Annotated in this window: 21 protein-coding genes; 17 read left to right on the forward strand and 4 right to left on the reverse strand. The window is 47.0% G+C overall.

The features are described 5' to 3' along the window. Nucleotides 1-2 precede the first annotated feature (2 nt). From AC1DM9_RS10760 to AC1DM9_RS10790, 7 genes are all read left to right on the forward strand, one after another. Nucleotides 3-320, forward strand: a complete 318-nt coding sequence (locus AC1DM9_RS10760; protein ID WP_083682390.1) for a Dabb family protein — start codon at nucleotides 3-5, stop codon at nucleotides 318-320. 31 nt (nucleotides 321-351) lie between these two features. After that, nucleotides 352-801 carry a nickel-responsive transcriptional regulator NikR gene (gene nikR, locus AC1DM9_RS10765; RefSeq protein WP_339208511.1) on the forward strand — a complete coding sequence of 150 codons (450 nt, stop codon included), beginning with the start codon at nucleotides 352-354 and terminating at the stop codon, nucleotides 799-801. A 255-nt stretch (nucleotides 802-1,056) separates the two neighbouring features. Further along, nucleotides 1,057-2,598 (forward strand): ABC transporter substrate-binding protein, encoded by a 1,542-nt coding sequence (locus tag AC1DM9_RS10770; protein WP_477580149.1) that lies wholly within the window; start codon nucleotides 1,057-1,059, stop codon nucleotides 2,596-2,598. Nucleotides 2,599-2,619: 21 nt separating this feature from the next. Continuing rightward, on the forward strand, nucleotides 2,620-3,615 hold the full coding sequence (locus AC1DM9_RS10775; RefSeq protein ID WP_441882088.1) for an ABC transporter permease: 996 nt from the start codon (nucleotides 2,620-2,622) through the stop codon (nucleotides 3,613-3,615). Beyond that, nucleotides 3,612-4,472, forward strand: a complete 861-nt coding sequence (locus AC1DM9_RS10780) for an ABC transporter permease (protein ID WP_441882091.1) — start codon at nucleotides 3,612-3,614, stop codon at nucleotides 4,470-4,472. Before AC1DM9_RS10775 ends, AC1DM9_RS10780 begins: the two co-directional genes overlap by 4 nt. Nucleotides 4,473-4,517: 45 nt before the next feature. Then, entirely contained in the window at nucleotides 4,518-5,441 is a 924-nt protein-coding gene (locus AC1DM9_RS10785; protein WP_477579933.1) for an oligopeptide/dipeptide ABC transporter ATP-binding protein, read from the forward strand. Further along, the gene (locus AC1DM9_RS10790; protein ID WP_477511225.1) at nucleotides 5,431-6,036 is read left to right on the forward strand and encodes an ABC transporter ATP-binding protein; all 606 of its coding nucleotides are present in this window, start codon (nucleotides 5,431-5,433) and stop codon (nucleotides 6,034-6,036) included. The genes AC1DM9_RS10785 and AC1DM9_RS10790 overlap by 11 nt, the downstream gene beginning before the upstream one ends. Here the strand turns inward: AC1DM9_RS10790 and AC1DM9_RS10795 are convergent. Next, a complete protein-coding gene (locus AC1DM9_RS10795; RefSeq protein ID WP_339209573.1) occupies nucleotides 6,033-6,875 on the reverse strand; it encodes a helix-turn-helix transcriptional regulator in 843 nt (280 codons plus the stop codon). The two genes, AC1DM9_RS10790 and AC1DM9_RS10795, sit on opposite strands and share 4 nt — an antisense overlap. Before the next feature lie 127 nt (nucleotides 6,876-7,002). Here AC1DM9_RS10795 and fabF point away from each other — a divergent pair, with 127 nt between their 5' ends. The 3 genes from fabF (at nucleotide 7,003) to AC1DM9_RS10810 (ending at nucleotide 10,479) form a co-directional block, all read left to right on the forward strand. Then, complete coding sequence (gene fabF, locus AC1DM9_RS10800; RefSeq protein ID WP_477511224.1) at nucleotides 7,003-8,241, forward strand: beta-ketoacyl-ACP synthase II; 1,239 nt, start codon at nucleotides 7,003-7,005, stop codon at nucleotides 8,239-8,241. 231 nt (nucleotides 8,242-8,472) lie between these two features. Beyond that, nucleotides 8,473-9,552, forward strand: coding sequence for an AI-2E family transporter (locus AC1DM9_RS10805; RefSeq protein WP_339208517.1), 1,080 nt, complete (start codon nucleotides 8,473-8,475; stop codon nucleotides 9,550-9,552). 96 nt (nucleotides 9,553-9,648) lie between these two features. Beyond that, the gene (locus AC1DM9_RS10810; RefSeq protein WP_475448546.1) at nucleotides 9,649-10,479 is read left to right on the forward strand and encodes a uroporphyrinogen-III synthase; all 831 of its coding nucleotides are present in this window, start codon (nucleotides 9,649-9,651) and stop codon (nucleotides 10,477-10,479) included. 55 nt (nucleotides 10,480-10,534) lie between these two features. On the opposite strand, the gene AC1DM9_RS10815 is transcribed toward AC1DM9_RS10810, so the two are convergent. Beyond that, the gene (locus AC1DM9_RS10815; RefSeq protein WP_477511221.1) at nucleotides 10,535-11,425 is read right to left on the reverse strand and encodes a helix-turn-helix domain-containing protein; all 891 of its coding nucleotides are present in this window, start codon (nucleotides 11,423-11,425) and stop codon (nucleotides 10,535-10,537) included. Nucleotides 11,426-11,587: 162 nt separating this feature from the next. Here AC1DM9_RS10815 and AC1DM9_RS10820 point away from each other — a divergent pair, with 162 nt between their 5' ends. Then, nucleotides 11,588-12,619, forward strand: a complete 1,032-nt coding sequence (locus AC1DM9_RS10820; RefSeq protein ID WP_477579936.1) for an alcohol dehydrogenase catalytic domain-containing protein — start codon at nucleotides 11,588-11,590, stop codon at nucleotides 12,617-12,619. Next, the gene (locus AC1DM9_RS10825) at nucleotides 12,616-13,599 is read left to right on the forward strand and encodes a Gfo/Idh/MocA family protein (RefSeq protein WP_477511219.1); all 984 of its coding nucleotides are present in this window, start codon (nucleotides 12,616-12,618) and stop codon (nucleotides 13,597-13,599) included. Before AC1DM9_RS10820 ends, AC1DM9_RS10825 begins: the two co-directional genes overlap by 4 nt. A 102-nt stretch (nucleotides 13,600-13,701) precedes the next feature. Here the strand turns inward: AC1DM9_RS10825 and AC1DM9_RS10830 are convergent, their stop codons facing one another. Beyond that, the gene (locus AC1DM9_RS10830; RefSeq protein WP_430061766.1) at nucleotides 13,702-14,397 is read right to left on the reverse strand and encodes a GntR family transcriptional regulator; all 696 of its coding nucleotides are present in this window, start codon (nucleotides 14,395-14,397) and stop codon (nucleotides 13,702-13,704) included. A gap of 171 nt (nucleotides 14,398-14,568) precedes the next feature. Between AC1DM9_RS10830 and AC1DM9_RS10835 the strand changes: the two genes are divergently transcribed. Beyond that, on the forward strand, nucleotides 14,569-15,798 hold the full coding sequence (locus AC1DM9_RS10835; RefSeq protein WP_441882115.1) for an MFS transporter: 1,230 nt from the start codon (nucleotides 14,569-14,571) through the stop codon (nucleotides 15,796-15,798). A 265-nt stretch (nucleotides 15,799-16,063) separates the two neighbouring features. On the opposite strand, the gene AC1DM9_RS10840 is transcribed toward AC1DM9_RS10835, so the two are convergent. Beyond that, nucleotides 16,064-16,945, reverse strand: a complete 882-nt coding sequence (locus AC1DM9_RS10840; RefSeq protein WP_477511217.1) for a helix-turn-helix domain-containing protein — start codon at nucleotides 16,943-16,945, stop codon at nucleotides 16,064-16,066. A 158-nt stretch (nucleotides 16,946-17,103) separates the two neighbouring features. On the opposite strand from AC1DM9_RS10840, the gene AC1DM9_RS10845 reads away from it, so the two are divergent. From AC1DM9_RS10845 to AC1DM9_RS10860, 4 genes are all read left to right on the forward strand, one after another. Further along, a complete protein-coding gene (locus AC1DM9_RS10845) occupies nucleotides 17,104-18,183 on the forward strand; it encodes a Gfo/Idh/MocA family protein (protein ID WP_441882121.1) in 1,080 nt (359 codons plus the stop codon). Between the two features lie 33 nt (nucleotides 18,184-18,216). After that, on the forward strand, nucleotides 18,217-19,053 hold the full coding sequence (locus AC1DM9_RS10850) for a sugar phosphate isomerase/epimerase family protein (protein WP_441882124.1): 837 nt from the start codon (nucleotides 18,217-18,219) through the stop codon (nucleotides 19,051-19,053). A gap of 227 nt (nucleotides 19,054-19,280) precedes the next feature. After that, nucleotides 19,281-21,665, forward strand: coding sequence for a glycoside hydrolase family 95 protein (locus AC1DM9_RS10855; RefSeq protein WP_477579940.1), 2,385 nt, complete (start codon nucleotides 19,281-19,283; stop codon nucleotides 21,663-21,665). A 5-nt stretch (nucleotides 21,666-21,670) separates the two neighbouring features. Then, nucleotides 21,671-24,499 carry a glycoside hydrolase family 3 C-terminal domain-containing protein gene (locus AC1DM9_RS10860; protein ID WP_477579942.1) on the forward strand — a complete coding sequence of 943 codons (2,829 nt, stop codon included), beginning with the start codon at nucleotides 21,671-21,673 and terminating at the stop codon, nucleotides 24,497-24,499. The last annotated feature ends 15 nt before the right edge of the window (nucleotides 24,500-24,514 follow it).

Consider the following 24,514-nt stretch of genomic DNA (forward strand, 5'->3'; position numbering starts at 1 on the left):
ATATGTACGAGCATCTCGTATCATTTAAGTTTAAAGAGAAGCTTTCTAGCACCAAAGAACAAGAGCTGCTGAGCGCTCTTTATTCCTTGCAAACAGAAGTTCCAGGCATCATTGAATTGACTGCAGGCTGTAATGCAACGACAGAAACGGATAATATTCAAGGTTACACACTGGGCTTGCGAGTTACCTTTAAAGATCAGCAGTCTTTGCTCGACTACGGTCCACATCCTGCACATCAGCATTTTGTAGGTTTGCTGGACGGGCTGCTTGATAACGTAATCGTTGTTGATTATCCTATCTTGAATAAACCGATCAACTAGATGTCGAATCTGAAGCAGGCAGGGTGAGCAAATGGCTGAAAAGGAAGAGCTGGTTCGGTTTGGCGTGTCCTTTCCGGCACCGCTGATTGATCAATTTGATCGATATACAGACGAACTTGGCTATCATAATCGATCGGAAGCCATTCGTGATTTGGTTAGGCGAGCCTTGCTTGAGCCAACCCGAATGAACGGTCAGGAGCATGTTGCAGGTACAATTGTTCTCGTATATGATCACCATGTCAGTGATTTACCCGTTGTTCTGATGGAGGTGCAGCATCGCTTTCATCACGATATTATTTCCAACATGCATGTCCACTTAAACCATGATCAATGCTTGGAGGTCATCGTCGTGAGAGGACAGCTGTCGCGCCTGCGGTCGCTGCATCAGCAGATTCAAGCACAGAAGGGCGTCATTTATGCCGAGCTCTCCGTTACTTATGCGGATAAACATGATTCTGCCAAAGAGCATACTCATACTTGAGATCGGAAGCTGTTATATTTGAATCTATCAATAGGGTTGTACAAATAAGAGGATTTCTAACATGTCGACGCTGTCGATGTTAGGTCCTCTTTTTTTTTCTGGCGTTTTTTGAGCGAATTTTGAAGAAAAAGGATGAAAGTCTATCAATGTCGTGTTACACTATCACATAATCGTGTTACTTAATGTAACGCCACAGGAGGGGTTGGGTTGAAAACTATCGTTTCAGCTATCACTTATGCAATCATTGTTGTATTCATCATCACAGGATGCAGCGGCGTGAAGCCGGCAGACACTACTGCCAAAACAGATGAGCTAATTGTTGCGGTAGGATCAGAGCCGGACACCGGTTTTGATCCGATTAAGGGCTGGGGACGGTACGGCTCTCCACTGTTCCAAAGTACACTGCTTAAACGAGATGATGATTTGAATATTGTGAAGGATTTGGCTGCTGACTATCACGTAAGCGAGGATGGCAAGTCGTGGACGGTCAAGCTGCGGGAGGATGTCGTATTCTCCGACGGAAAGCCGTTAACCTCAGAGGATGTGAAGTTTACATTTGATACAGCTGCCAGCAATGGAGCTGCGATTGATCTCACTAATTTAGCAAACGTAGAAGCAGGAAATAACGAAGTTGTGTTTCATTTAAAGAAACCGCAATCGACATTTGTTTATTATCTTATAACGACAGGTATTGTACCTAAACATGCTTATTCGAGCAGTTATGCGGAAAACCCGATCGGCTCAGGTCCGTTTACATTCGTACAATGGGATCGCGGACAGCAGCTAATCGTAAAGGCAAACGCAAACTATTACGGAGACAAGCCGTATTTTCAGAAGCTGACTTTCTTATTTTTGAATGAAGACGGCGCATTCGCGGCGGCAAAGGCTGGAAGCGTTGATCTTGCTTATATACCGTCCACGTTTAGCAAACAAAAGGTTGCTGGCATGCGGATTGAAGCAGTGAAAACAGTAGATAACCGCGGAATAGCATTCCCCTTTGTCAAAGCAGGCGGCAAAACGGAAGAAGGTTATCCCATTGGAAATGATGTAACCGCAGATAAAGCAATACGCCTGGCTATCAATACGGTAATCGATCGTCAGCAGCTGGTCGATGGCATTTTGGACGGACATGGCTCACCAGCCTATACAGCGAATGATGGACTTCCATGGTGGAATGACGAGACGAAGATCAAGGATAATGATGCTGCTGCAGCCGCAAAAATATTAGCGGATGGAGGCTGGGTGGACAGCGATGGTGATGGTATCGTCGAAAAAGGGACGTTAAAAGCACAGTTTACACTTCTGTATCCTTCAGGTGACGTTACACGGCAATCGTTAGCGCTGGCTGCGGCGGAAATGGTGAAAGCTGCCGGCATTCACATTTTAGTTGAAGGTAAAAGCTGGGACGAGCTTGAGAAGCTGATGCATTCGAATGCTATGCTGCTAGGCTGGGGAAGTCATGACCCGCTCGAAATGTACAATCTATACAGCAGCACATTTGGTGGCGTTGACTATTACAATACTGGTTATTACAGCAACCAGACCGTGGATCAGCTGTTTGAACAAGCATTGGACGCACGTACGGAGGAAGAAGCACAGGCCTATTGGAAAAAAGCGCAATGGGATGGACAAACGGGACTGAGTGCAAAAGGCGATGCTCCATGGGCATGGCTCGTAAATATTGATCATTTGTTTCTCGTGAAGGACAAGCTTAATATCGGAAAGCAGCGTATTCAGCCGCATGGTCACGGATGGCCTGTAACGGACAATATTGAGAGCTGGCGCTGGGAAGAGTAACGGGCGGGAGAGGTTGTCAGCATGCTACAGGGGGTTATTGTTTTTGTAGGGAAAAAGTTTATCCGATTAATTGCGCTGCTTGCATCGGTCAGCATCATTACTTTTGCGCTTGTTGCTTTATCGCCGATTGATCCCGTGCAATCGTATATTGGAGCAGATGTCATGCGTGTCGGTGCAGAGCAAAGGGAGCAGATTGCTGCTTATTGGGGACTTGATCGACCATTCGCTGAACGATTTATAAAATGGGCGTCTGCTCTGCTGCAAGGAGATATGGGCACCTCAATGATATACAGAGAGGCTGTAACGAAGGTGATTGCGGATCGTTTCTTGCACTCGGTACTGCTCATGGCATTCGCATGGACGCTGTCAGGCATTATTGGGTTTGCCGCTGGCGTGGCCGCAGCTATAAAGAAGGATTCATGGTTGGATCGGTTGATCAAAAGCTATTGTTATACGCTGGCTTCGACGCCTGCCTTTTGGATCGGCCTGCTGCTTATGATGGTATTTGCTGTATGGCTCGGCTGGCTGCCAGTAGGGCTTGGTGTTCCTGCTGGGGTATTGGCAGGGAGCGTAACGGCTGCCGATTATATTCGTCATATGATTTTGCCAGGTATTACTCTGAGTGTCGTGGGCATCGCACCGATTGCACTCCATACACGCCAGAAGCTGATTGATGTGATGGAAAGCGATTATTATTTGTTTGCCAGAGCACGAGGTGAATATGGTGTGAGTTTGTTTCTTAGACATGGTCTTCGCAACATTGCATTGCCTGCGATTACGCTGCAGTTTGCTTCATTTGGCGAATTGTTCGGTGGAGCTGTTCTTGCAGAGCAGGTGTTTTCTTATCCGGGACTCGGTCAAGCGACGGTAGAAGCGGGTCTTCGCGGTGATGTGCCGCTGCTTATGGGGCTTGTCTTATGCAGTACGATCTTTGTATTCACTGGCAATGCGATAGCTGATTATTTTTACCGTATGGTTGATCCAAGGCTGAGGTACGGGAAGGAGGCGCAAGGATGAATCAGCTTACGATTTTACAGAAACCAGCTGCTCGGAAGCGTTCAAACGAACGGCGACGAATGCTTATATCGGCAATAGGTGCAGCGCTTCTGCTTGTAAGCATTGGCATAGGCAGCTGGCTTCTTGATTCATCGGGACTTTCAGTTCAGCTGAATAATCGGAACTTGCCTCCCTCGCTAACTCATTTGTTCGGAACCGATTGGCTGGGGAGGGATATGCTTTCCCGCACCGTAAAGGGACTGGCACTTAGCATTCAAGTTGGGCTGCTCGGTTCGATTTCCAGTGTATTTATTGCAGCGATGATGGGATTGATGGCGGCAACGCTTGGGAAGACAGCTGATCGCATTATTTCCTGGCTTATTGATGTTTTTCTAAGCGTACCTCATCTCGTATTGCTTATATTGATAGCTTTTGTTTGCGGGGGCGGCCTTAAAGGGGTAGCCATCGGCATCATGCTGACGCATTGGCCAAGCCTTGCTCGAGTGATTCGCGCGGAGGCGATGCAGCTCATGTCAGCGGAATATGTGCTAGTTGCGAGGAAGCTCGGAAGATCACGTTTGTCTGTTGCTGCGAGGCACTTATCACCGCATTTATTTCCGCAGTTGTTGGTTGGTTTTCTGCTGTTGTTCCCACATGCTGTGCTGCATGAAGCGGCGATAACCTTCCTTGGCCTTGGCATGTCACCGCATCAGCCCGCAATAGGAATTATCCTTTCTGAATCCATGCGTTACTTATCGACGGGAATGTGGTGGCTTGCGTTATTTCCGGGACTCGGATTGCTGCTGACTGTACGCGCGTTTGATAAGCTAGGCAACCATTTGCGGCTGCTCATTGACCCGCGGAATGCTCAGCTATGACGCTAAAGGAAGGCAATATTGATCAATATGGAGGGAGGTGCCCATATGCCGCTGCTGGAGGTGAATAAACTATCCATTTCCTTTATGCACTATGTGAAAGGCAGCTCGCAGGAACAGGTTTCGATTATTGATGAGCTGGATTTCGCGATAAATGAAGGTGAAATCGTAGCCGTCGTTGGAGCGAGCGGATCGGGAAAAAGCCTGCTCGCTCATGCGATTATGGGCATTTTGCCTAAAAATGTTGTGATGACCGGAAGCATCTCATACGGCGGAGAAGTGCTGAATGAAGCTAAGCTTAAGCGCTACCGCGGTAAGGAAATTGCCTTAGTACCGCAATCGGTAAGCTTCCTTAATCCGTTAATGCGAGTAGGCAAGCAGCTGCGCACGCGCGAAGAGGGCGCTGAGCAGCTTCAGGAACGGAGAGGGTTATTTGCGCGGCTTCAGCTTGGAACACATGTGGAGAGGCTGTTTCCCTTTCAGCTCTCAGGAGGCATGGCTCGTAAGGTGCTTGTCTCTACGGCAGCGCTGGAAAGAACAAGGCTGATCATTGCAGATGAACCTACGCCAGGCATGCATCCGGATGATGTTACAGAGGCGCTCGGCCACTTCAAGCAGCTCGCTGAAGGCGGCTGTGCCGTGTTGTTTATTACACATGATATTGAAGCGGCTCTTCGAATTGCCGATAAGGTCGCTATATTTTATGCGGGAACCGCTGTTGAGGTCGCTTCGGCCAAAGATTTTCACGGAAATGGTGAGCAGCTTAGGCATCCTTACAGCCGCGCCTTGTGGCGTGCGCTTCCTCAAAATGGTTTCGAACCGCTGGCCGGGACGCAGCCTGCAAGGAGTTCTGCGATTTCAGGCTGTCTCTTTGCTGAACGCTGCAGCTTGGCTACAGAACGATGTGTTGACAGCAGGCCGGCGGCTCGCAGCCTTCGAAGTGGAATGGTGAGGTGTGTTCATGCGACTTGAAGGAAGGAATCTCGGCTGGCGTTATGCGGACGGTCCTTGGTTGTTTAAAGATTTTAGCATTTCGATACAGTCAGGAGAGGTCGTCGGCCTTATTGGACCTAGCGGGAGCGGAAAAACGTCGTTAGGCCGATTATTGGCTGGTTATTTGAACCCTATTGCAGGAGAAGTGTCGGTTGATGGACGGAGTAAGAGTAATAAAGGCTCTGATCCTGTCCAAATGATTTTTCAGCATCCAGAGCGCGCGGTTAATCCAAGATGGCGGTTGGCAAAAACAATGACTGAAGGTTGGTCCCCGGATGCTGCGCTGCTTGAAGCGTTAGGCATTAAGGAACAGTGGCTGCGTCGTTATCCAAATGAGCTGTCAGGCGGAGAGCTCCAGCGCTGCTGTATTGCGAGAGCTCTCGGACCAGATACCAAATTTCTCATCGCAGATGAAATGACGACCATGCTTGATGCAATTACGCAGGCGCAAATATGGCATAAGATGCTTGAAATTGTCCGAGCTCGCCAAATGGGCTTGCTTATCATTAGTCATGATCATGCGCTTGTAAACAAAATTTGCAATCGAACGATTTCATTTCCAAGCCAGCGCTAATCTTGTCCGCCCATTAGTCTGCGCAGCTTAGCTTCGGTTGATGTTTCAGGTGCAGGCGTATAGACGCTGCATCGTAGATCGGTATTTCCCTTTACTTGAAATGAGGTCAGGTGAAACAACATCTTTCCGACTCGTGCATGTCGAAATTCCAGCAATACATCTGGAGCAGAGCTGACCTGGCTTTGCTCCCAAAGATATTGAAACTCCGGATGGCTTCGCTTCATTTCATCAATAAACCGCTCATACCAATCATCCTGCACATATTGACCGTAATAGGCGCGAAAGATAGCTAGAAATCCCCCTACAAAATGCTCCCAATTTCCCGCTAGCCTGCGGAATTCTTTCCTTGTGAACAATAACTCAATCATATTTCGCTGTTCAGCTGGAATTTGGTCAAAGTCCATAAACACATGCGAGGCGGCCTCGTTCCAACCGACGATTTGGCAGCGCCGATCGGATATTATGGTTGGACAGAAGCGGAGCTCCTTTAAAATTCTTTTTAAAGAGGGCGTAATTTCGGTCTGCTCCTCATTAATAGGCAGAGCGCTATAACCGGAACCGAGGGCGAGGGCGTACAAATATTCCCGTTCATCGTCATTTAACTGCAGAGCCGCCGCAACACAATCCAGAACAGACGCCGATACTTGAATATCTCTGCCTTGTTCTAGCCAGGTATACCAAGTTGTGCTGACGCCAGCAAGCTGAGCGACCTCCTCACGTCGTAAACCAGGTGTTCTCCGCCGTGTTCCGATAGGGAAACCAACGTCCTCCGGCATGATTTTGGCACGCTTTGATTTTAGAAAGGATGATAATGCTTGTAGTCTCGTCTCTCGATTAATCATGATTTCCATCTCCGTACTCTCTTTATAGTAGTACTCATTATACTATAATAAACAACAACTTGTAATAGGATAAAGAGTATGACAAACTACTACCCATAAAGGATTTTGCGAAGGAGGAAATAAGATGGAACGTGTCGTCATTACGGGGATGGGTGTCATCTCGCCGCTAGGGAACAGTGTGGAGCGTTTTTGGGACGGATTGGTGCATGGACAATCTGGTATTTCCACGATTGATACATTTGATGTAAGCAAACATAAATCGAAAATTGCAGGTGTCGTAAGAGATTTTGATGGAGAAGCTTTATTTGGGAAAAAAGAAGCCCGTCGGATGGATCGGTTTAGCCAGTTTGCGATAGCAGCTGCTGAACAAGCGCTGGAGGATGCAGCACTTAAGGTTGAAGAGACAGATCGGGAACGTGTTGGTGTTTATGTAGGCTCTGGCATCGGCGGCATACAGACGCTGCTTGACCAAGCTGAAGTGCTGCATGATCGAGGGCCAGATCGTGTTAGTCCAACGCTTGTTCCGATGATGATTGCGAATATGGCAGCGGCGATGATCAGTATTCGGTTCGGTACGCAGGGGCCGTCAATGGCGCCAGTTACCGCATGCTCGATTGGTAATACCGCAATTGGTGAGGCTTGGCGGCTTATTCGATCAGGCAGCGCAGATGTCGTTATTGCAGGAGGAACGGAAGCGGCAGTGACGGATATTTCGCTAGCGAGCTTCGGCAATGCAACATCGGTATCAACGCGGAACGAAGCGCCAGCTTCGGCAAGCAGACCCTTTGATGCAGGACGCGACGGCTTTGTTATGGCCGAAGGAGCAGGCATTCTCATACTCGAATCACTGTCACATGCGCAGCAAAGAGGAGCCCGCATTCATGCGGAGGTTATCGGCTATGGCGCAAGTTCAGATGCGTATCATATGGTCGCCACTCATCCCGAGGGAATTGGTGCTTATCAGGCAATGAAGCATGCGCTGCGGGAAGCTGGCTTGGAGCCTAATCAAATTGATTTAATAAGCGCACATGCCACCAGTACGGAAATCGGAGACCGTTCCGAAACGGCAGCCATTAAGAAGCTGTTTGGTGACCTCGCGTATCAAATTCCGGTGACAGCAAACAAATCGATGACAGGTCATATGCTTGGTGCAGCTGGCGGAGTAGAGGCTATCGCACTCGTGAAGAGCATGCAGGAGGGGATAATCCCGCCAACGATCAATCAAGAACAACCAGATCCAATTTGTGATCTTGATTATGTGCCAAACGTTGCGCGCGAAGCTGAGATTAATATAGCGATGTCCAATTCCTTCGGCTTCGGCGGTCATAATGCCGTAATTATTTTGAAGAAATTTCAGGCTTAAACATGATGTAATGAAGTGAATTTTCTTAATACTGAGAATAAAGCAAGAAGCTGGGTCGGCGGATTACTGCCGTTGACCCAGCTTTTTTTATTTTGTAATAAATTCGAGTGTGATTGCGGGCAGCAGGGAGAAAAAACCAGTACTCCAAACGATTCAATTCATGAGAGGAAGGGTAAAGGTTATGTAACCTATAGATGACAAGATCAGTTAAAAAGAGAAGAAGGTGCAGGCATGGCCAGACATAATCGATTTTTTAGATGGTGTTTCACGATTATTTTGGTATTAATTATTATTTATTTGGGGTCGCGCGTTTCATTTATATTTAAACCTGTGCTTTCCTTATTCAGTATGATTATCGTTCCGCTTATGCTGGCAGGCTTTTTTTATTACTTGCTGCGCCCGCTCGTCAATGTGATGGAGCGGCATAAGGTTAATCGTACGCTCGCAATTTTACTTATTTATTTGATTTTCGCCATTATGATGGTTGGCTTCAGCATCTTGGTATGGCCTTCCTTGCGTACGCAGCTCAATAATTTGGTTGAAAATGCACCCGCTTTGTTTACTACTTTAAGCGAGCAAGTTGCAGAGCTTGAGCATAATGGGTTTTTATCGTCCTTTTTGCCGCAGGATTCGAATCTGTTATCTAAGCTTACGGAGTATTTGAACAAAGGCTTTACGGTATTTACAGAATATTTGACCGGGCTCTTTTCTTTTTTCTCAAATTTCGCGATTGTGCTCATAACGTTCCCGATTCTACTGTTCTATATGCTGAAGGAAGGCGGGAAGTTTGGTGAACAAATTGTAAGCTTTATACCCAAAAGGTTCCGTATCCACGGTAAAGAGGTCATGGACGATATCGATCATATGCTCAGCAGCTTTATCGTTGGCAGAGTTATCGTGAATGTAGCACTCGGAGTTCTCATGTATGTAGGTTTTCTAATTATTGATTTGCCTTATGCGATGCTGCTGACCGTAGTTGCCGTCATCTTGAACTTTATTCCGTTTATCGGATCATTCCTATCTTCCATCCCGATTGTCATCATCGGCTTCATCGAAGCGCCGTCAATCGCGATCTGGTCTATTGTCATTATTACAGTAGCGCAGCAAATTCAGGATAATCTTATATCGCCCTATGTTTTCGGGAAGCAGCTTGATATTCATCCGATGACGACGATCATCTTGGTGCTCATGGGCGGAGATATTGCAGGAATTTTAGGCATACTACTTATTATTCCGGTGTATATGATTTTGAAAATCGTTTATAGCAAAGTTTACGAGCTGTTCTTCAAGCAGAAATGGGAAAATGCTTAACTGAGATTGTCACATAATGGGTGCGTATTATGGCATCATCTGTTATAATGACGTCGGCTAAGGCAAATTTACCGAAAGTACGGTGGCTTGATAACGATGGGGATAAACGCATTGCAAGGGAAACAAATCGTAATTGCTGGATCTCGGAAAACGGATGAGATGTGCATGGTTATTGAAAAACAAGGCGGCGTTCCAATTGTGCGTTCGCTTCAAGGCTTGACGATGTTTGATGAAGCGCTGTTGGAAGAGCCATTGCGAAACTTCGCTGAGCAGGGCGCGGATTGGGTTATTTTGACGACAGGCATGGGATCGGATCAGATCGTCAACACAGCCGACAGCATCGGCATTAAACAAGCGGTGCTTGGTAGGCTGGCTGAGGCGAAAATTGCGACAAGAGGCTACAAAACGTCTGCATTTCTTAAACGTTCAGACCTGAAAGCGATCGTTAGCACGGATGATGGAACGATGGATGGACTCATAGAAAACCTCGAAGCCTTTGATTTTGAAGGGCAAAGGGTGTGGATACAGCTTCATGGCGAGCCAGCTCCGAAACTAGTGCGTTTTCTCGAAAATAAGGGTGCTTCGCAAGTAGAAGCGGTGCTGCCCTATAAGCATGTTCCGCCGGATGCTGCTACAGTCGAGCTGCTGCTTAGCGAGCTTTCTGCCGGCACGGTCGATACGGTCTGCTTCACGACTGCGGTGCAGGTGCACTATTTGTTCAAGCATGCAATCGAATCGGGCCGCAAGGAGCTTTTGTTGAACATCTTTAATCAGCATATCGTGGCTGCCGCAGTAGGTAAAGTAACGGCTGCAGCTTTGAAGGAGTACGGCGTGGAAAGAATCATCGTTCCCGAGCTGGAGCGAATGGGCGCATTAGTAATTGAAATTGGACGTTATTATGAGCGTACTGAAGGCAAGGAAGTATAAATATATTGAAGAGGCAGTCTCAAACACGTAATCGGTGTTTTAGACTGCCTTTATTTTATGAAAAGGATTTTTCTTGCGCATTTCTGAATTCCCTTGGTGATAGGCCATAACTTTTCTTGAACGCTTTCGAGAAATGTGAGGCGTTGGCGAATCCGCAATACTCCGCAATTAAGTCGAGCTTAAGTCCGGTTGTGGCTAACAGCTCGCTTGCTTTCTCCAAACGTAAATGAACGAGAAACTGATGGGGCGTTGCTCCAAAATAGTGATGAAAAATAACGTTGAAATGGGATTCGGAATATCCTGCATGCTTCGCCATCGACTCCACCGTGATTGTTCCAGATAGGTGAAAGGAAATAAAAGCTTTCATCTTTGTTACGAACTGCTGATCCTCGAATGCCAAAGAGCCTGTCGTCTCAAAGTCGCCGATTAATAGAAGGAGCAGCTCCATTGCCAGCTTTTGGGCATGCAGCACGTTTTGTATGTCGTTGTGGCTAAAATGCTCAATCATTTGGTTCAGCAGCTTTTTGAACGATTCTGGATGTCGCGGCTTCAGCTTGACGGGCAGCTGCAGGTTTGGAAATTCGTTTAACTGCGGCTGCTTCAAATCCGAATACGGCTCCAAGTTTGTCTGGCCGGGCGTCGTTACAAAGCTTCTTTCTCGGTTCGGATTATAAAAAAAATCAAGATGAGTGTTTGGTACTACGCAGCTCCCATATCCTCTCGTTGTGAAGAGCATTCCAGGCTGAATAAGTGCAAAGTCGCCAGGTAGCAGCTCATATTCAACCCCCTCAACCGTAAGCAAATAACGGCCTTCTTCCATATATAAAAACAAATAATCGAGCAGACGCCGTTCACCTTGAAAAAATGACGTTTCTTTAAAGCGATAGCAAAGCCGTATAAACGGCAGCACGGGATGGTCATTCCAGTTATGCAGCTGCGTATTCATTCCTAATTGCCTCCAATTCATACGATTAGTGAGATCATTATCATTGTTTTTGACAAGTTATTTCGATGTTTTTTACATGATTACCTTTATTATTAGCTTTATTATAGAGGTAAGCAATAGAAACTATCGAGGATAATGACATGAAAATGGAGGGGTATACGAATGAGCTTAATGATACCTGACGTGATGAGTGCACCAAGATTTTTGGGAAACGGGAAAATTGACTATATCGAGAAATCGGTGCCTGCCCCTGGACCAGGCCAGCTGCTGCTCCAGGTCAAAGCAAACGCTTTATGCGGATCAGAGCGTGGACAGTTCTACAGCGGTTCTGAAGCGACGCCTGGTCATGAGGCAGCAGGCATCGTTGTCGCAGCAGGCACAAATACCAAAACGGATCTAGGTACACATGGCGTTGTTTTCTTAATGGATTTTTGCGGGCAATGCCGCAGCTGCAAGCGAGGGTACACGAACCAATGCTTAAGCAAGCGTGCAGATTATGGCTTCTCTCATGATGGCGGTTACGGGCCTTATATGGTCGTGAACGAAAATGTGTTTTTTGCTGTGGATGCTGCCATTCCGTTGGCAGAAGCAACGATATTGCTTGATATCATGGGGACAGGCGGTCATGCGATTCGCAGAGCGCAGCTTGTGCATGGTGATATCGAATCCATCCTTATTGCCGGTGCAGGTCCGATTGGTCTAGCGGTGCTGGCGATGGCGAAGCTGCTGCTGGGCAAAGAGCTGCCTGTATTCATTATGGATTTTACACCGTATCGTTTAGAACTCGCAGAGAGAATGGGTGCTATTCCGATCCATTTGGGGGAAACAACACTTGAAGCGGGATTGGCAGCCGCAGGCTTGGGCCGTATAGATGCAGCATTCGATACGAGCGGTAGAACAACAGCTCGCGAAGCAGCTTTGCATGCACTGAATCATCGCGGTGTACTCGTATGCATTGGTCATGGCGAGCAGCTAAATTTGCAAGTATCCTCCGATTTGATAGCAACAGAGAGAGCCGTGCTTGGCAGTGAGTATTTTCCGTTTAGCGAGCTAGAGGCTAATCATCGTTTGATGGGTGAACACCTGCCATACTTAAGTCAAATCATCACGCACCGTTTTGGACCACAATCGATGCAAGAAGCATTTGAGTTGTTTTTCAAAGGGGATACGGGAAAGGTGGTCATTGAGCAATGAGCAGTGAGGGGCGAGTGAAGGTTGCCTTAATCGGAGCTGGTGGCTGGGGATACCACCATGCTCGTATTTTTAATGCGCGTAAGGATGTTGATTTTTGTGCCGTTGTTGGACGAGATGCTGACCGAACCAGGGCAAGAGCAGATGAGTTTGGGACAAATGCCTATACGAGCATCGCGGAGATGCTGGAGACGGAACGGCCTGACCTCGTCAGCTTATGCTTGCCGAATCAAGGACATTTTGATGCGACCTTGCAGGTTATTCAAGCAGGTGTTCCATTATTGGTGGAAAAGCCGCTCGTATTTGATCTAGGGGAAGCTGATTTATTGCTTGCGGAAGCAGCGAAGCGGGAGCTGTTTTTTGCGATTAATTTTAATCACCGCTATGCGACAGCTGTTCATAAGGCTAAAGAAGCGATGGATGCGGGACAGTTAGGAGAGCTTATATTCGCTTCTTGGCGATTTGGCGGTGAAGGAACAAGTGATCATCCGCACGGCAACTTAATCGAAACCCAGTGTCACGGATTTGATATGCTTGAGCATTTATGCGGCCCGATTGCATCGGTGATGGCACAAATGACAGATAAAACCGGAAACGGTTTCTCTACCATGGCATTAGCACTGCAATTTCAATCCGGCGCAGTAGGAACACTGCTCGGATCTTATGACTCCTCGTATGCATACGCACAGACTCATGCGATGGAGCTTAATGGCTTAAAGGGCAGAGTGACCATTGAAGATACAGTGAAGAAATTTACGTTTCAACGCTCGGGCAGCGAAACAGCCGAAGTATGGCAAGCGGGTTACTTCAATGATAAGGAGCGAGAATTCCATCTTACGTTCGACAAACATTTTGAACATTTGCTCGGTGCATTTCGTGCGGGTGAAGCACCGCCAATTCACGCTGCGGCGGGGCGCAGAGCGCTTCAGCTAGCCCATGCAGCGATTGAATCATTCCAGACGGGGCAACGGATTCAGACGTAGAGCATGCTATGGAAGGATCGGTTTAACTAAAAAAAGTGATTAAGCGACTTACTGGTCGGCTTAATCACTTTTTTGGTTATCATCAGATGTGGTACGGATCGCTCAAAGAATTTTGTCCAGATGCTCAAGAGGCCTATTTAAATTAAGCTTCATCAAACGTGAGGCTTCTTCACCATTACGTGCTTCAAGCGCTTGGATGATGTACTCATGATCCGCTGCAGCCGTATGGGTCTCCCAGCTCGGACGTTTGAAGAAAATATATTTGTATCTTCTTATATGTAATTGAAGCGAGGAGCAGAAGGTGAGTATATGCTGATTATTGGCAATTTGCAGTATCGTTTCATGAAACTCTTCATCATATTCCATCGCTTCATAGAGCTGCTCTTCACTAACTTTTTCATTAAAGCTGGCATTAATAGCACGCAGCTGTTCAATATGCTCTGGTTGAATATTGTCGGCAGCAAGCTCAGCTGCTAATGCTTGAAGGGCTGTAAGGGGCGCATACAGCTTAAGGATATCTTCCTTGGCTAGCGTCGTGACTCGCGTCTCTTTTCCAGGAAACATTTGAATGAGTCCTTGAACCTCAAGCAATTGAAAGGCTTCCCTAATCGGTGTGCGGCTGACGCCAAGTGCCTCGGCAAGCTCTGAATCGTTAAGCTTCTCACCGGGCTGAAGCGTGCCGTCGATAATCCATTTTTGCAGCTGGCTTAAGGTACGCTCCTTGGCGGATAGTCTAACGGGTGTTGAATAATCAGTTGGAATAGGCAGAGGGGATCCTCCTTTATTTTTTGGTTTCATTATGAAAGTGATAGGATAACAGTTTCGACAATATATAATATATCGCAGGATCATTCATTGAAGCAAATGCCAAAAATTTTAAAAAGGAATTTATTGCTTTTATTTGCTTAAGGAAATATAATATGCGATATATTACATATTACATTCTATTTGGAGTAAGGAGAAAACTGTATGTCTAGTACTCAAGCTTCAATCGCAACATCACCGTCCGCTTTAAAAACGATATACCCACTGTTGTTTGCCATTAGCTTCGTGCATTTGATTAATGACACGATTCAATCGGTCGTACCGGCATTATTTCCTATTTTGAAGGACTCGCTTTCACTGAGCTTTGCTCAAATTGGATTGATCTCTTTGATGATTAATTTAACTGCAGCGCTGCTGCAGCCTGTTGTCGGCATTTTATCTGACTCGCATCCGAAGCCGATGCTGCTGCCTATTGGCATGCTGTTCACAATGGGGGGCGTTGCTGCTCTTTCGTATGCTTCGCAGTTCTGGATGGTCATGGTCGCTGTTATGTTAATTGGAATTGGTTCAGCCGTTTTCCATCCAGCTTCTGCGCGGGTTTCCTATTTGGCGGCTGGGACGAAAAAAGGTACAGGGCAGTCGATCTTTCAATTTGGCGGAAATATTGGACAATCGCTTGCACCAATCATGACTGCTGTTCTGTTCGTGCACACAGGTCAGCGCGGTGTGATCTGGTTTGCTCTGGTCGTTACGATTGGAATTGTCATTCAATTTAATGTAGCCAAATGGTACGGCAAGCAGCTCGCTCTTGAGCCAAGAAAGAGTACGAAGCAAGCGGCAAAGCCGGTTTCCAAACTTAATGTGTCCTCCGGTAAAGTTGTATTTGCCATAACGATTTTAATGATTCTTGTATTTTCCAAAAACGTCTATATTTCTGCGATCAGCAGCTATTACTCGTTTTATGCCATCGAGCATTTTGGACTCTCTGTCAGTCATGCTCAAATCGTATTGTTTGTCTTTCTTGCAGCGAATGTTATTGGCTTGCTTCTCGGCGGGGTGCTCGCAGATAAGTTCAGCCGTCGCAGCTTGATCTGGTTCTCGATCCTAGGAACTGCACCATTTGCGCTGCTGCTTCCTTATGCTAATTTAACATTTTCCGTTATTTTAATCTTTTTTGCCGGTTTAATCTTGGCCTCGGCATTTTCTGTTATTTTAGTTTATGCGAACGAATTGCTTCCTGGGCGGGTTGGCCTCGTATCAGGTGTGTTTTTCGGAATGGCGTTTGGTCTCGGGGGCATTGGTTCGGCGGTGCTCGGCAATTTGGCAGATTCCATGGGTATTGAGTTTGTCATTCGCTGCACGTCCTATTTGCCTTTGCTCGGCATGCTGACGATTTTGCTGCCATCGGATCGCAAAGCCAAAGCAGCCGTTTAATCCGAGTGGACGATTTTCTCATTAGGACAATTTCCGCGCATTCCCCGCCCACATACAATGTTGGTGTATAGCCTAATTGGTGCTGGGAGGGGAGTAACGCTGTGAATAAGCGGACTTTAATGATCGTTTCGCTTGTCATTTATGTCATGCTAGCTATCTTATTCCTCATTTTGTCTATTTTTCATTAAACACATAACAGAGCAAGGGCTGTCCTAGAAGTAGATTGATCTACTCTAGGCAGCCCTTGTTTGTTTATTAGCCTCGGCTACTTGCCTGGCTGCTCCTGACTAAGCTTCATTTTACGGTAATCCTTCGGAACGATGCCCTTGGTTTCACGGAAAATACGGGAGAAGGTTTTGTATGAGCCATAACCAACCTCCAGCGCAATTTCAGCGACGCTCATATCGGTAGAAACAAGCAGGCTGCAGGCATGCCGCAAGCGCAAATCATGCAGGAAATGTACGAATGTTTGTCCAGTCGTTTGTTTAATTACTTCACTTATGCGAGACATGCTCAGTGAAAAGCGGCTTGCAAGATCAGATAGCGCAAGCTCGTCTTGATAATGTTGATGAATATAATGAATGATCGGCCAAACCGAGGCACTCGATTTGGAAGCAAGCCTTGAGGCTGGAACAGACGGCGCAATATTGCGGCGATAACGATCAAAGAAAGCTAATATTTCCTTCAACCGCACTTGCAGCATCGTTCGGCGCCAAGGCTCCTGCCCCGCATACTCACGAAACATATCTTCTATTAAATGCTTCATTCGTTCATTATCAGCACCGCTAAGTTGAACAGATGGCGGCAGAGTATTCTGATCGATGAGGTCCATAAGGCCTTCCTCTTGTCCAGGCTCCATCAGCAAGTCCATGCTAAACATACAATTATAAAGAACAAGTGTACTCCCGGGCTCGGTAAATAGTTCATGCACCTGATAAGGAAGCACAAACGTAAAAGTGCCGGGCAGCATTTGATGTTTTGCATCGTTGATCGATTCAGAGCCTCTTCCGTCTATAACATAAGAGAACTCCAAAAAGTCATGGCGATGCGGCCTAAAGCCATGGTAAAGACGGTTTAGGCTAATATGGAGGGGAGAAGAGGTATTCATATTTGGATACGTTTTCAAATAGTCAGGTATGTAGGTCATGAATGAATGCATTCCTCCGAAAATCTGAGACTTTTATCGAAAAACAAGCACGATTTCTCATCCCGTTTATTCTAACATAAATGAAGAGATCAAGCGTTACGAAAAACGAGTGCTTATTGCTGAGCAAGGGTTCATTCAAAATTATAGGAGGAATTTCATTGACTACAGAAAATAAGATTAGAATAGGTATTATCGGTGCAGGAAATATTGGCAACGTCCATGCAGGAGAATTTTCTAAGCTTGGCGAAGAGTGTATCATTACGGCGATTACTGATCTGGATTTGAATCGGGCAGAGAAAGCAGCCAAGCAATATGGTATTGAGCATGTTGCGGCTTCCAATGAAGAGTTGATTCAGCGAGCTGACATCGATGCGGTCATCATCGGTGTTCCTAACCAATTCCATGCTCCGCTTGCCGTTCAAGCTCTTGAAGCGGGCAAGCATGTGTTGATAGAGAAGCCGATGGGCATTAACAGCGATGCTGCTCGTCAAATATTGAGAGCAAGCGAAGCAGCAGACCGTGTCGTCATGGTCGCTCATCAAATGCGCTGGGAATCTGTTGCGATGCAAATTAAAGAGCAAATCGACCGTGGTGAGCTTGGCAAAATTTATACAGCCAAAACGGGCTGGTTTCGCCGCAAGGGCATTCCGGGCTGGGGCACATGGTTTACACAAATGGATCAATCGGGCGGCGGCCCGCTTATCGATATCGGCGTTCACATGCTTGACCTTGCGCTGTATTTGATGGGCAATCCAAAGCCGGTTTCCGTATATGGATCAACCTATGCAGAGTTTGGCCCAAACCGTAAAGGGATTGGCACATGGGGTACACCGGATTGGGACGGAACGTATGATGTTGAGGACTTGGCTACGGCGCTAATCAAAATGGAAGACGGCAGTACACTCTCGCTTGAAGTGAGCTGGGCTGTTCATATGGATACGGACAATTCACCGTTTATCCATGTAATGGGCTCAGAAGGCGGCGCAAGCTATCGCGGTGCTGAAGGCAAGCTGCTTACAGAAAAATTTGATCGCCCGATTGAAAGTGTTTTGAGCAAAGCAGACAATGATGAAGGTGAGCGCGCTCGTCTTAGCCGTCACTTCCTTGCATGTATTCGTGAAGATAAACAGCCAATTACTTCCGTATTGACTGGTTTGACGAACAATCTTGTGCTTGATGCAATTTATGAATCATCGCGCACAGGCAATGAAGTGAAGCTGGACTGGAATCTAAATTAATTATAATTAATTGTAGAATGAGGAGGAATTTGTATGTTGAGAGGTTTAACTGGAGCGGGTCTTGGTCGAATCGAAAGTGATGAGCATCTAATTAAGCTCGCTGGCGCGTATGGATTTCAAGCTGTAGATTTGGATGCGGCGTCGCTAATTAATCGTTATGGTGTAGAGCAAGCGCGTGAGCTTCTTGCAAGCAATGGCGTAGTAATTGGCTCCATTGGTCTTCCAGTAGAATGGAGAACAACGGAAGAAGCTTTTCTTGAAGGATTGGAGAAGCTGGCTTCCTCAGCGGCTGCGGCTGCGGCTCTAGGCTGTACAAGCTGCTGCACCTATATTTTGCCTTCAACAGATTTGAAAGCAGCTCGCTTCATGGCACTTGCAACTCGCAGATTGCGTACTTGCGCTCAAATTCTAGGCGCTTATGGCATTCGCCTTGGCCTTGAATTTGTTGGCCCGCATCATTTGCGGACGCGTTGGGAAAATCCATTTATTTGGACGCTCGAGGAAACATTGGAGTGGATCGACGCAATCGGTGAGAGCAATGTAGGATTGTTGTTTGATGCCTATCACTGGTATACGAACAGCCTGACTGTTGCTGATATTGAAGCGCTTCGTCCAGAGCAAATCGTCCATGTTCATATCAATGACGCGCCGGACGTACCGGTTGAGGAAGCACTCGACAACGGCCGCGTATATCCTGGTGAAGGTGTAATTGATTTAGTCGGATTCCTGCAAGCACTTAATCGTATTGGCTATAAAGGTGCTGTGTCACAGGAGATCTTATCATCAGAAGCGGAATTGCAAACGCCGGAAGAGCTGGCGCAGCGCTCCAAAGCAGGCTTTGATAAAGTATTTGGCGCAGCTGGTCTGTAAGAAATACTCCTTCAAATATAATATGACTGTGAATTACATCGCTGCAAGCACACATCATCGTGCTTGCAGCGATTTTTTATTATTTAGCGAGAAATCGAAAAACGCTAATTTTGACATGATTTTTCATGAAATGTATTGGGTACTGTTGAGCAGGGCTATTCCGTTATGATGAATAATAACTGTTTTTTTAAACGCTGTGAACAGAGCGATAATAGGAGACCAAAAACATGGGATATAAAGCAGAGCAGCTTCATCCGTTAAACCTTTGGTATAGGCAGGCGTCTTCACGATGGGAGGAAGCACTGCCCATTGGGAATGGCCGGTTAGGCGGTATGGTATTTGGCGGCGTGGAACAAGAACGCATTCAATTAAATGAAGATACATTGTGGTCAGGCTTTCCGCGGGATACGAACAATTACGAAGCGCTGCGCTATTTAAAGCGAGCCCGGGACTTCATATCAGATAAAAGATTTGTTGAGGCGGAGCAGTTAATCGAGGCGAAGATGCTCGGAACAAACACAGAGTCCTATCAACCGATGGGCGACTTGTTTATAGAGCAGCATTTTGAAAACGCCCTTGATCAGGCTCCAGATTACATTCGCAAGCTTGATATCGATGCAGGCATCGTTGCTGCACGGTTTCAAGTGGGTAAAACGGTTTACTCGCGCGAGATGTTCGTTAGCGCGGTGGATCAAGTATTATGCGTTAGATACGAGTCAGAAGGAGAAGATCTGCTAGAGCTTACAGCAGCGATGACTTCCTCCGTACAGTATGGAATCGAGATAGCAGGCAGCGACGCTATCGTACTTCACGGTCGTTGTCCAAGTCATGTAGCAGACAATTATTTGGGCGATCATCCGCTGGCTGTACAGTATGAGAATGATCGCGGCATTACGTTTCAAGGAAAACTGATGGTCAAGATAGAAGGCGGCAAACTATCGATAAACAGCGATAAGCAAATAAATATTCAAGGGGCAAGCTCGGCTATATTTCTATTAAGCGCAGCAACAAGCTTTGTGAATTTTGATGTTCAGCCAGACAAAACTGCTGCTGAACTGGCCGAGCAAAACGATCGCCTACTGGAGAAAGCATTAACATTTAGCTATGAACAGCTTCGAGAGCGCCATGTAGAGGATCATCGAAGCTTGTTTCAACGCGTGCAGCTCGATTTGGGGCGGACGGCACAAGCTCAATTGCCGACAGATGAGCGGCTGGAAAACTATAAGCAGGGCAAACAAGATCCTGCATTGGAAGCGCTATATTTCCAATACGGCCGATATTTGCTTATGGCAAGTTCGCGGCCAGGCACGCAGCCGGCTAATCTGCAAGGCATATGGAATGACCGGGTTCAGCCGCCTTGGAACAGCGACTATACGACGAATATTAATACGCAAATGAATTATTGGCCGGCGGAAATAGGGAATTTGAGCGAATGCCATGAGCCTTTGTTTCGCTTGATTGAGGAACTCAGCATCACGGGAGCCCGTACCGCGGCTATTCATTACAACAGTGCAGGCTGGGTAGCGCATCATAATGTGGATTTATGGCGGACATCAACGCCGACAGCCGGCCATCCAAGCTGGGCTTTCTGGCCGCTTGGCGGCGTTTGGCTGACGCAGCATTTATGGGAGCATTATTTATATCATCCGAGTGAAGCCTTTTTGAGAGAAAAAGCTTATCCCTTAATGAAGGGCGCAGCTTTATTTTGTTTGGATTGGCTTCAGGAGAACAGCAAAGGGCAGCTGATGACTTCGCCATCCACGTCGCCAGAGAATAAATTTCTGACCGCACAAGGCGAGGTTAGCAGTGTTGCTGAGTCATCTGCTATGGACATTACTTTAATTGGCGAGCTGTTTGATCATTGTGCAGCAGCTGCGAGCTTGCTCGGAATCGATGCATCTTTCAAGCAGCAGCTAGAAGCAGCGAGGAGCAAGCTTCCTCCGCTGCAAATTGCGCCTAATGGACAATTGCAGGAATGGCATGATTATTTTGAGGAGCATGAGCCTGGGCATCGTCACGTATCTCATCTATATGGCTTATATCCAGGTACGTCCATCAATCAAGAAACAACTTCGGAGCTTGTGGAAGCGGGCCGCCTTTCACTTGAGAGCCGCATAAACCACGGAGGCGGCCATACAGGCTGGAGCTGTGCGTGGTTAATTAACTTATTTGCGAGGCTGAAGGATTCGAAGTCTTCTTATCATTTTATCCATACTTTGCTTGCACGCTCTACGCATCCGAATTTGTTCGATGATCATCCACCGTTTCAAATCGATGGGAACTTTGGCGGTACGGCGGGCATTGCAGAGCTTCTTCTGCAAAGCCATTTGGGTTATATCGAGCTTCTGCCAGCGCTTCCGGGTGCATGGCCGGCAGGTTGCGTGAAAGGTCTTAAAGCGCGTGGAGGGTTTGTTGTCGATATGGAATGGACAGATGGCAAGCTGACGGCTGGCCGTATGCAATCCACACACGGATCGATTTGCAGCTTGCGATCGAAGGAATCCATTACCGTTGTTGCTTCTGACGGTACAGCTATCGATGCGTCAAAGCCATTTTCAACAAACAAAAATGAATGGTATAGCATATTAACATCCACGATAGAGGGGGAGTAAGCGTTATGACGACCAGTATACGTTTTCCATTTGAAAATTTAGAGCTTCCGCTTGAAGAACGGGTAACCGATCTTGTTTCACGTTTTACGCTAGCTGAGAAAATTGAATCGATGGTTCAATACCAGCCTGAAATAAAGCGATTAGGCGTAAAGCCGTACAAACATGGGACGGAAGCAGCTCATGGAATGGCGTGGTTAGGCGAAGCGACCACGTTCCCTCAGCCCATCGGGCTTGGCTGCACTTGGAATCCCGTGCTGCTGAAGGAAGTAGGTTCTGCAATCGGTGACGAAGCACGCGTTTACTTTCAGCGAAACCCGGCCATCAACGGCTTGACGCTGTGGGCGCCAACGGTGGATATGGAGCGAGATCCGCGCTGGGGAAGAACAGAAGAGGCTTATGGAGAAGATCCTAAGCTGACAGGTGAGCTAACAGCCTCGCTGGTACAGGGCATTCAAGGCGATCACCCGCTGTATTTTAAAGCGGTAGCGACCTTGAAGCATTTTATCGGCAATAACAATGAAATCAATCGCGGCAGCTGCTCGGCAAGCATCGATCCGCGCAATATGAAGGAATATTATCAAGCAGCGTTCAAGCCTGCTTTCGTCAAGGGCGGCGCTCATTCGATGATGACCTCGTACAACTCGGTTAATGGCACGCCTACTATTTTGCACGAGGATGTAAACAAAGTAGTGAAAGCGGAATGGGGCATGAACGGCTTCATCGTCAGCGATGCGGGAGATTTGCTTGGTATCGTCAACGATCATCACTATTATGATTCTTATAAGGAGGCAGTAGCTCATTCCATCAAAGCAGGCATCGACAGCATAACGGATGATAAAGAAAAATCATGTGCGGCTATTCGCGAAGCTTTGTCAGAAGGGCTGCTGTCAGAGCAGGATTTGAATAAAGCACTCATTAACACCTTCCGTGTACGTTTCCGCTTAGGAGAGTTCGATCCCGCTGAAGGGAATCCATACGCGGATATGCCGGAATCGAAACTATGTGCGCCGGAGCATGGACAATTATCGCTGCGAGCTGCACAAGAGTCGATTGTTTTGCTCAAAAATGAGAACAAAACGTTGCCGTTGAATAAAGAAAAGTTAAGCCGTGTAGCAGTGATCGGGCCGCTTGCTGACGTTGTATACCGAGACTGGTACTCTGGATCACTGCCGTACAAAGTAACACCACTTGAAGGCATCAAGAGCAAGCTTGCCGGCAAAGAAGTAACATTCAGCAGCGGCAATGATCGCGTTCGATTGAAATCAGCTGCGAATGGAAAAGTATTGCGCACATCCACAGACCATGCAAACCGCCTGCAAGCGACTGATTTGGATGAGGAAGGCGATACATTTGAGGTGACGGATTGGGGCTGGGGCAGTTATACGCTAGAGAGCATGGATTCCGGCAAGCTGCTTACAAGCGCAGATGATGTCAACATTGCAGCAGCTGCAAGCGAAGCTTTTGGCTGGTATGTGAAGGAAGTGTTCAAGCTTGATGAGCAATCCGAAGAGAAATTTGCGATACGAACTTGGAACGGCAAGCTGGTCACTGCTCCTAATGGCGGCGCAGATTCCCTTCAAGTTACGGAATTAGCGGATATTGGAGCAAGCGAGCTGTTCTCTAAAGATGTCATTACGAACGGAATTGCAGAAGCGGCAGCTGCAGCCAAAGCAGCAGAAACGGCAATTGTTTTCGTAGGCAATAATCCGCTTATTAACGGGAAAGAAGAAATCGATCGTCCAAGCCTTGACCTTGCCGCTTCGCAAAATGAATTAATTAGCGCGGTATTCGCTGCTAATCCGAACACGGTCGTCGTAGTTATTGGAAGTTACCCATTTGCACTTAATAAAGTAAACGAGCAAGTTCCAGCGATTGTTTATTTATCACATGCGGGTCAAGAGCTGGGCAATGCCATTGCTGACGTTTTATTCGGTGATTATTCGCCGGCTGGACGCTTGAATATGACTTGGTACAAATCAGAAGAGCAGTTAACCGATCTAATGGATTATGATATTTTGAAAGGAAAACGAACATATCTTTATTTCGATGGTGAACCGTTGTATCCATTTGGTTATGGTCTTAGCTACGGTTCATTCCGATACGGTCCGCTTGAGATTACGAATAACGCTGCGAGTATGAACGGCAGTGTAACGGTGAAACTGCAGGTTACAAATGAGAGCGACATCGCAGCGGATGAGGTTGTCCAATTATATGTACGAGTGGAGGGCTCAAGGGTACAGCGTCCGCTTAAGAAGCTGGTTGGCTTCACGCGGATTGCATTCCAGCCTGGAGAGACGAAGCAAGTAGAACTTGTAGTTCCAGCAGAAGAGCTTGCTATTTGGGATGTAACACGGGACCGTTTCTGCCTTGAATCGGCGGCTTATACGTTTGCAGCTGGTGCCTCCTCTGCACATCTCCTTACTGAGGGTACAATAACAATCGAAGGCGAGACCATTCCACAACGTCAGTTATCCTTGCAGACGCGCGCGGAAAACTATGATGATTATGCGCATGTTTATTTGGATGAGAGCAAGGAAGGCGGAACGGCAGTCCGTTTATCGCAAGCAGAGGGCTGGATCAAATTTAATGATGTTGATTGGTCAAACGGCCCAAGTGTATTTGAAGCTCGCGTTAGCGGCGGCGCTCAAGGCGGAGAGTTGTCTATTCAGATGATCAGCCCGTCCGCTGTTTTTAGAGGCTCATGCTCGGTTGAGTCAAGCGGTGAGCAAGAATGGCAAACGATTCGTATTGATCTGCCAAGCTGCAAGCTGAGAGGCGATCTGGTAATTGGTTTGACGGAAAGTGTGAAGCTGAGCTTCTTCCGCTTCCAATAATAAGAGCAACTTCAT

The sequence above is a fragment of the Paenibacillus sp. 01T431 genome (assembly GCF_056398625.1).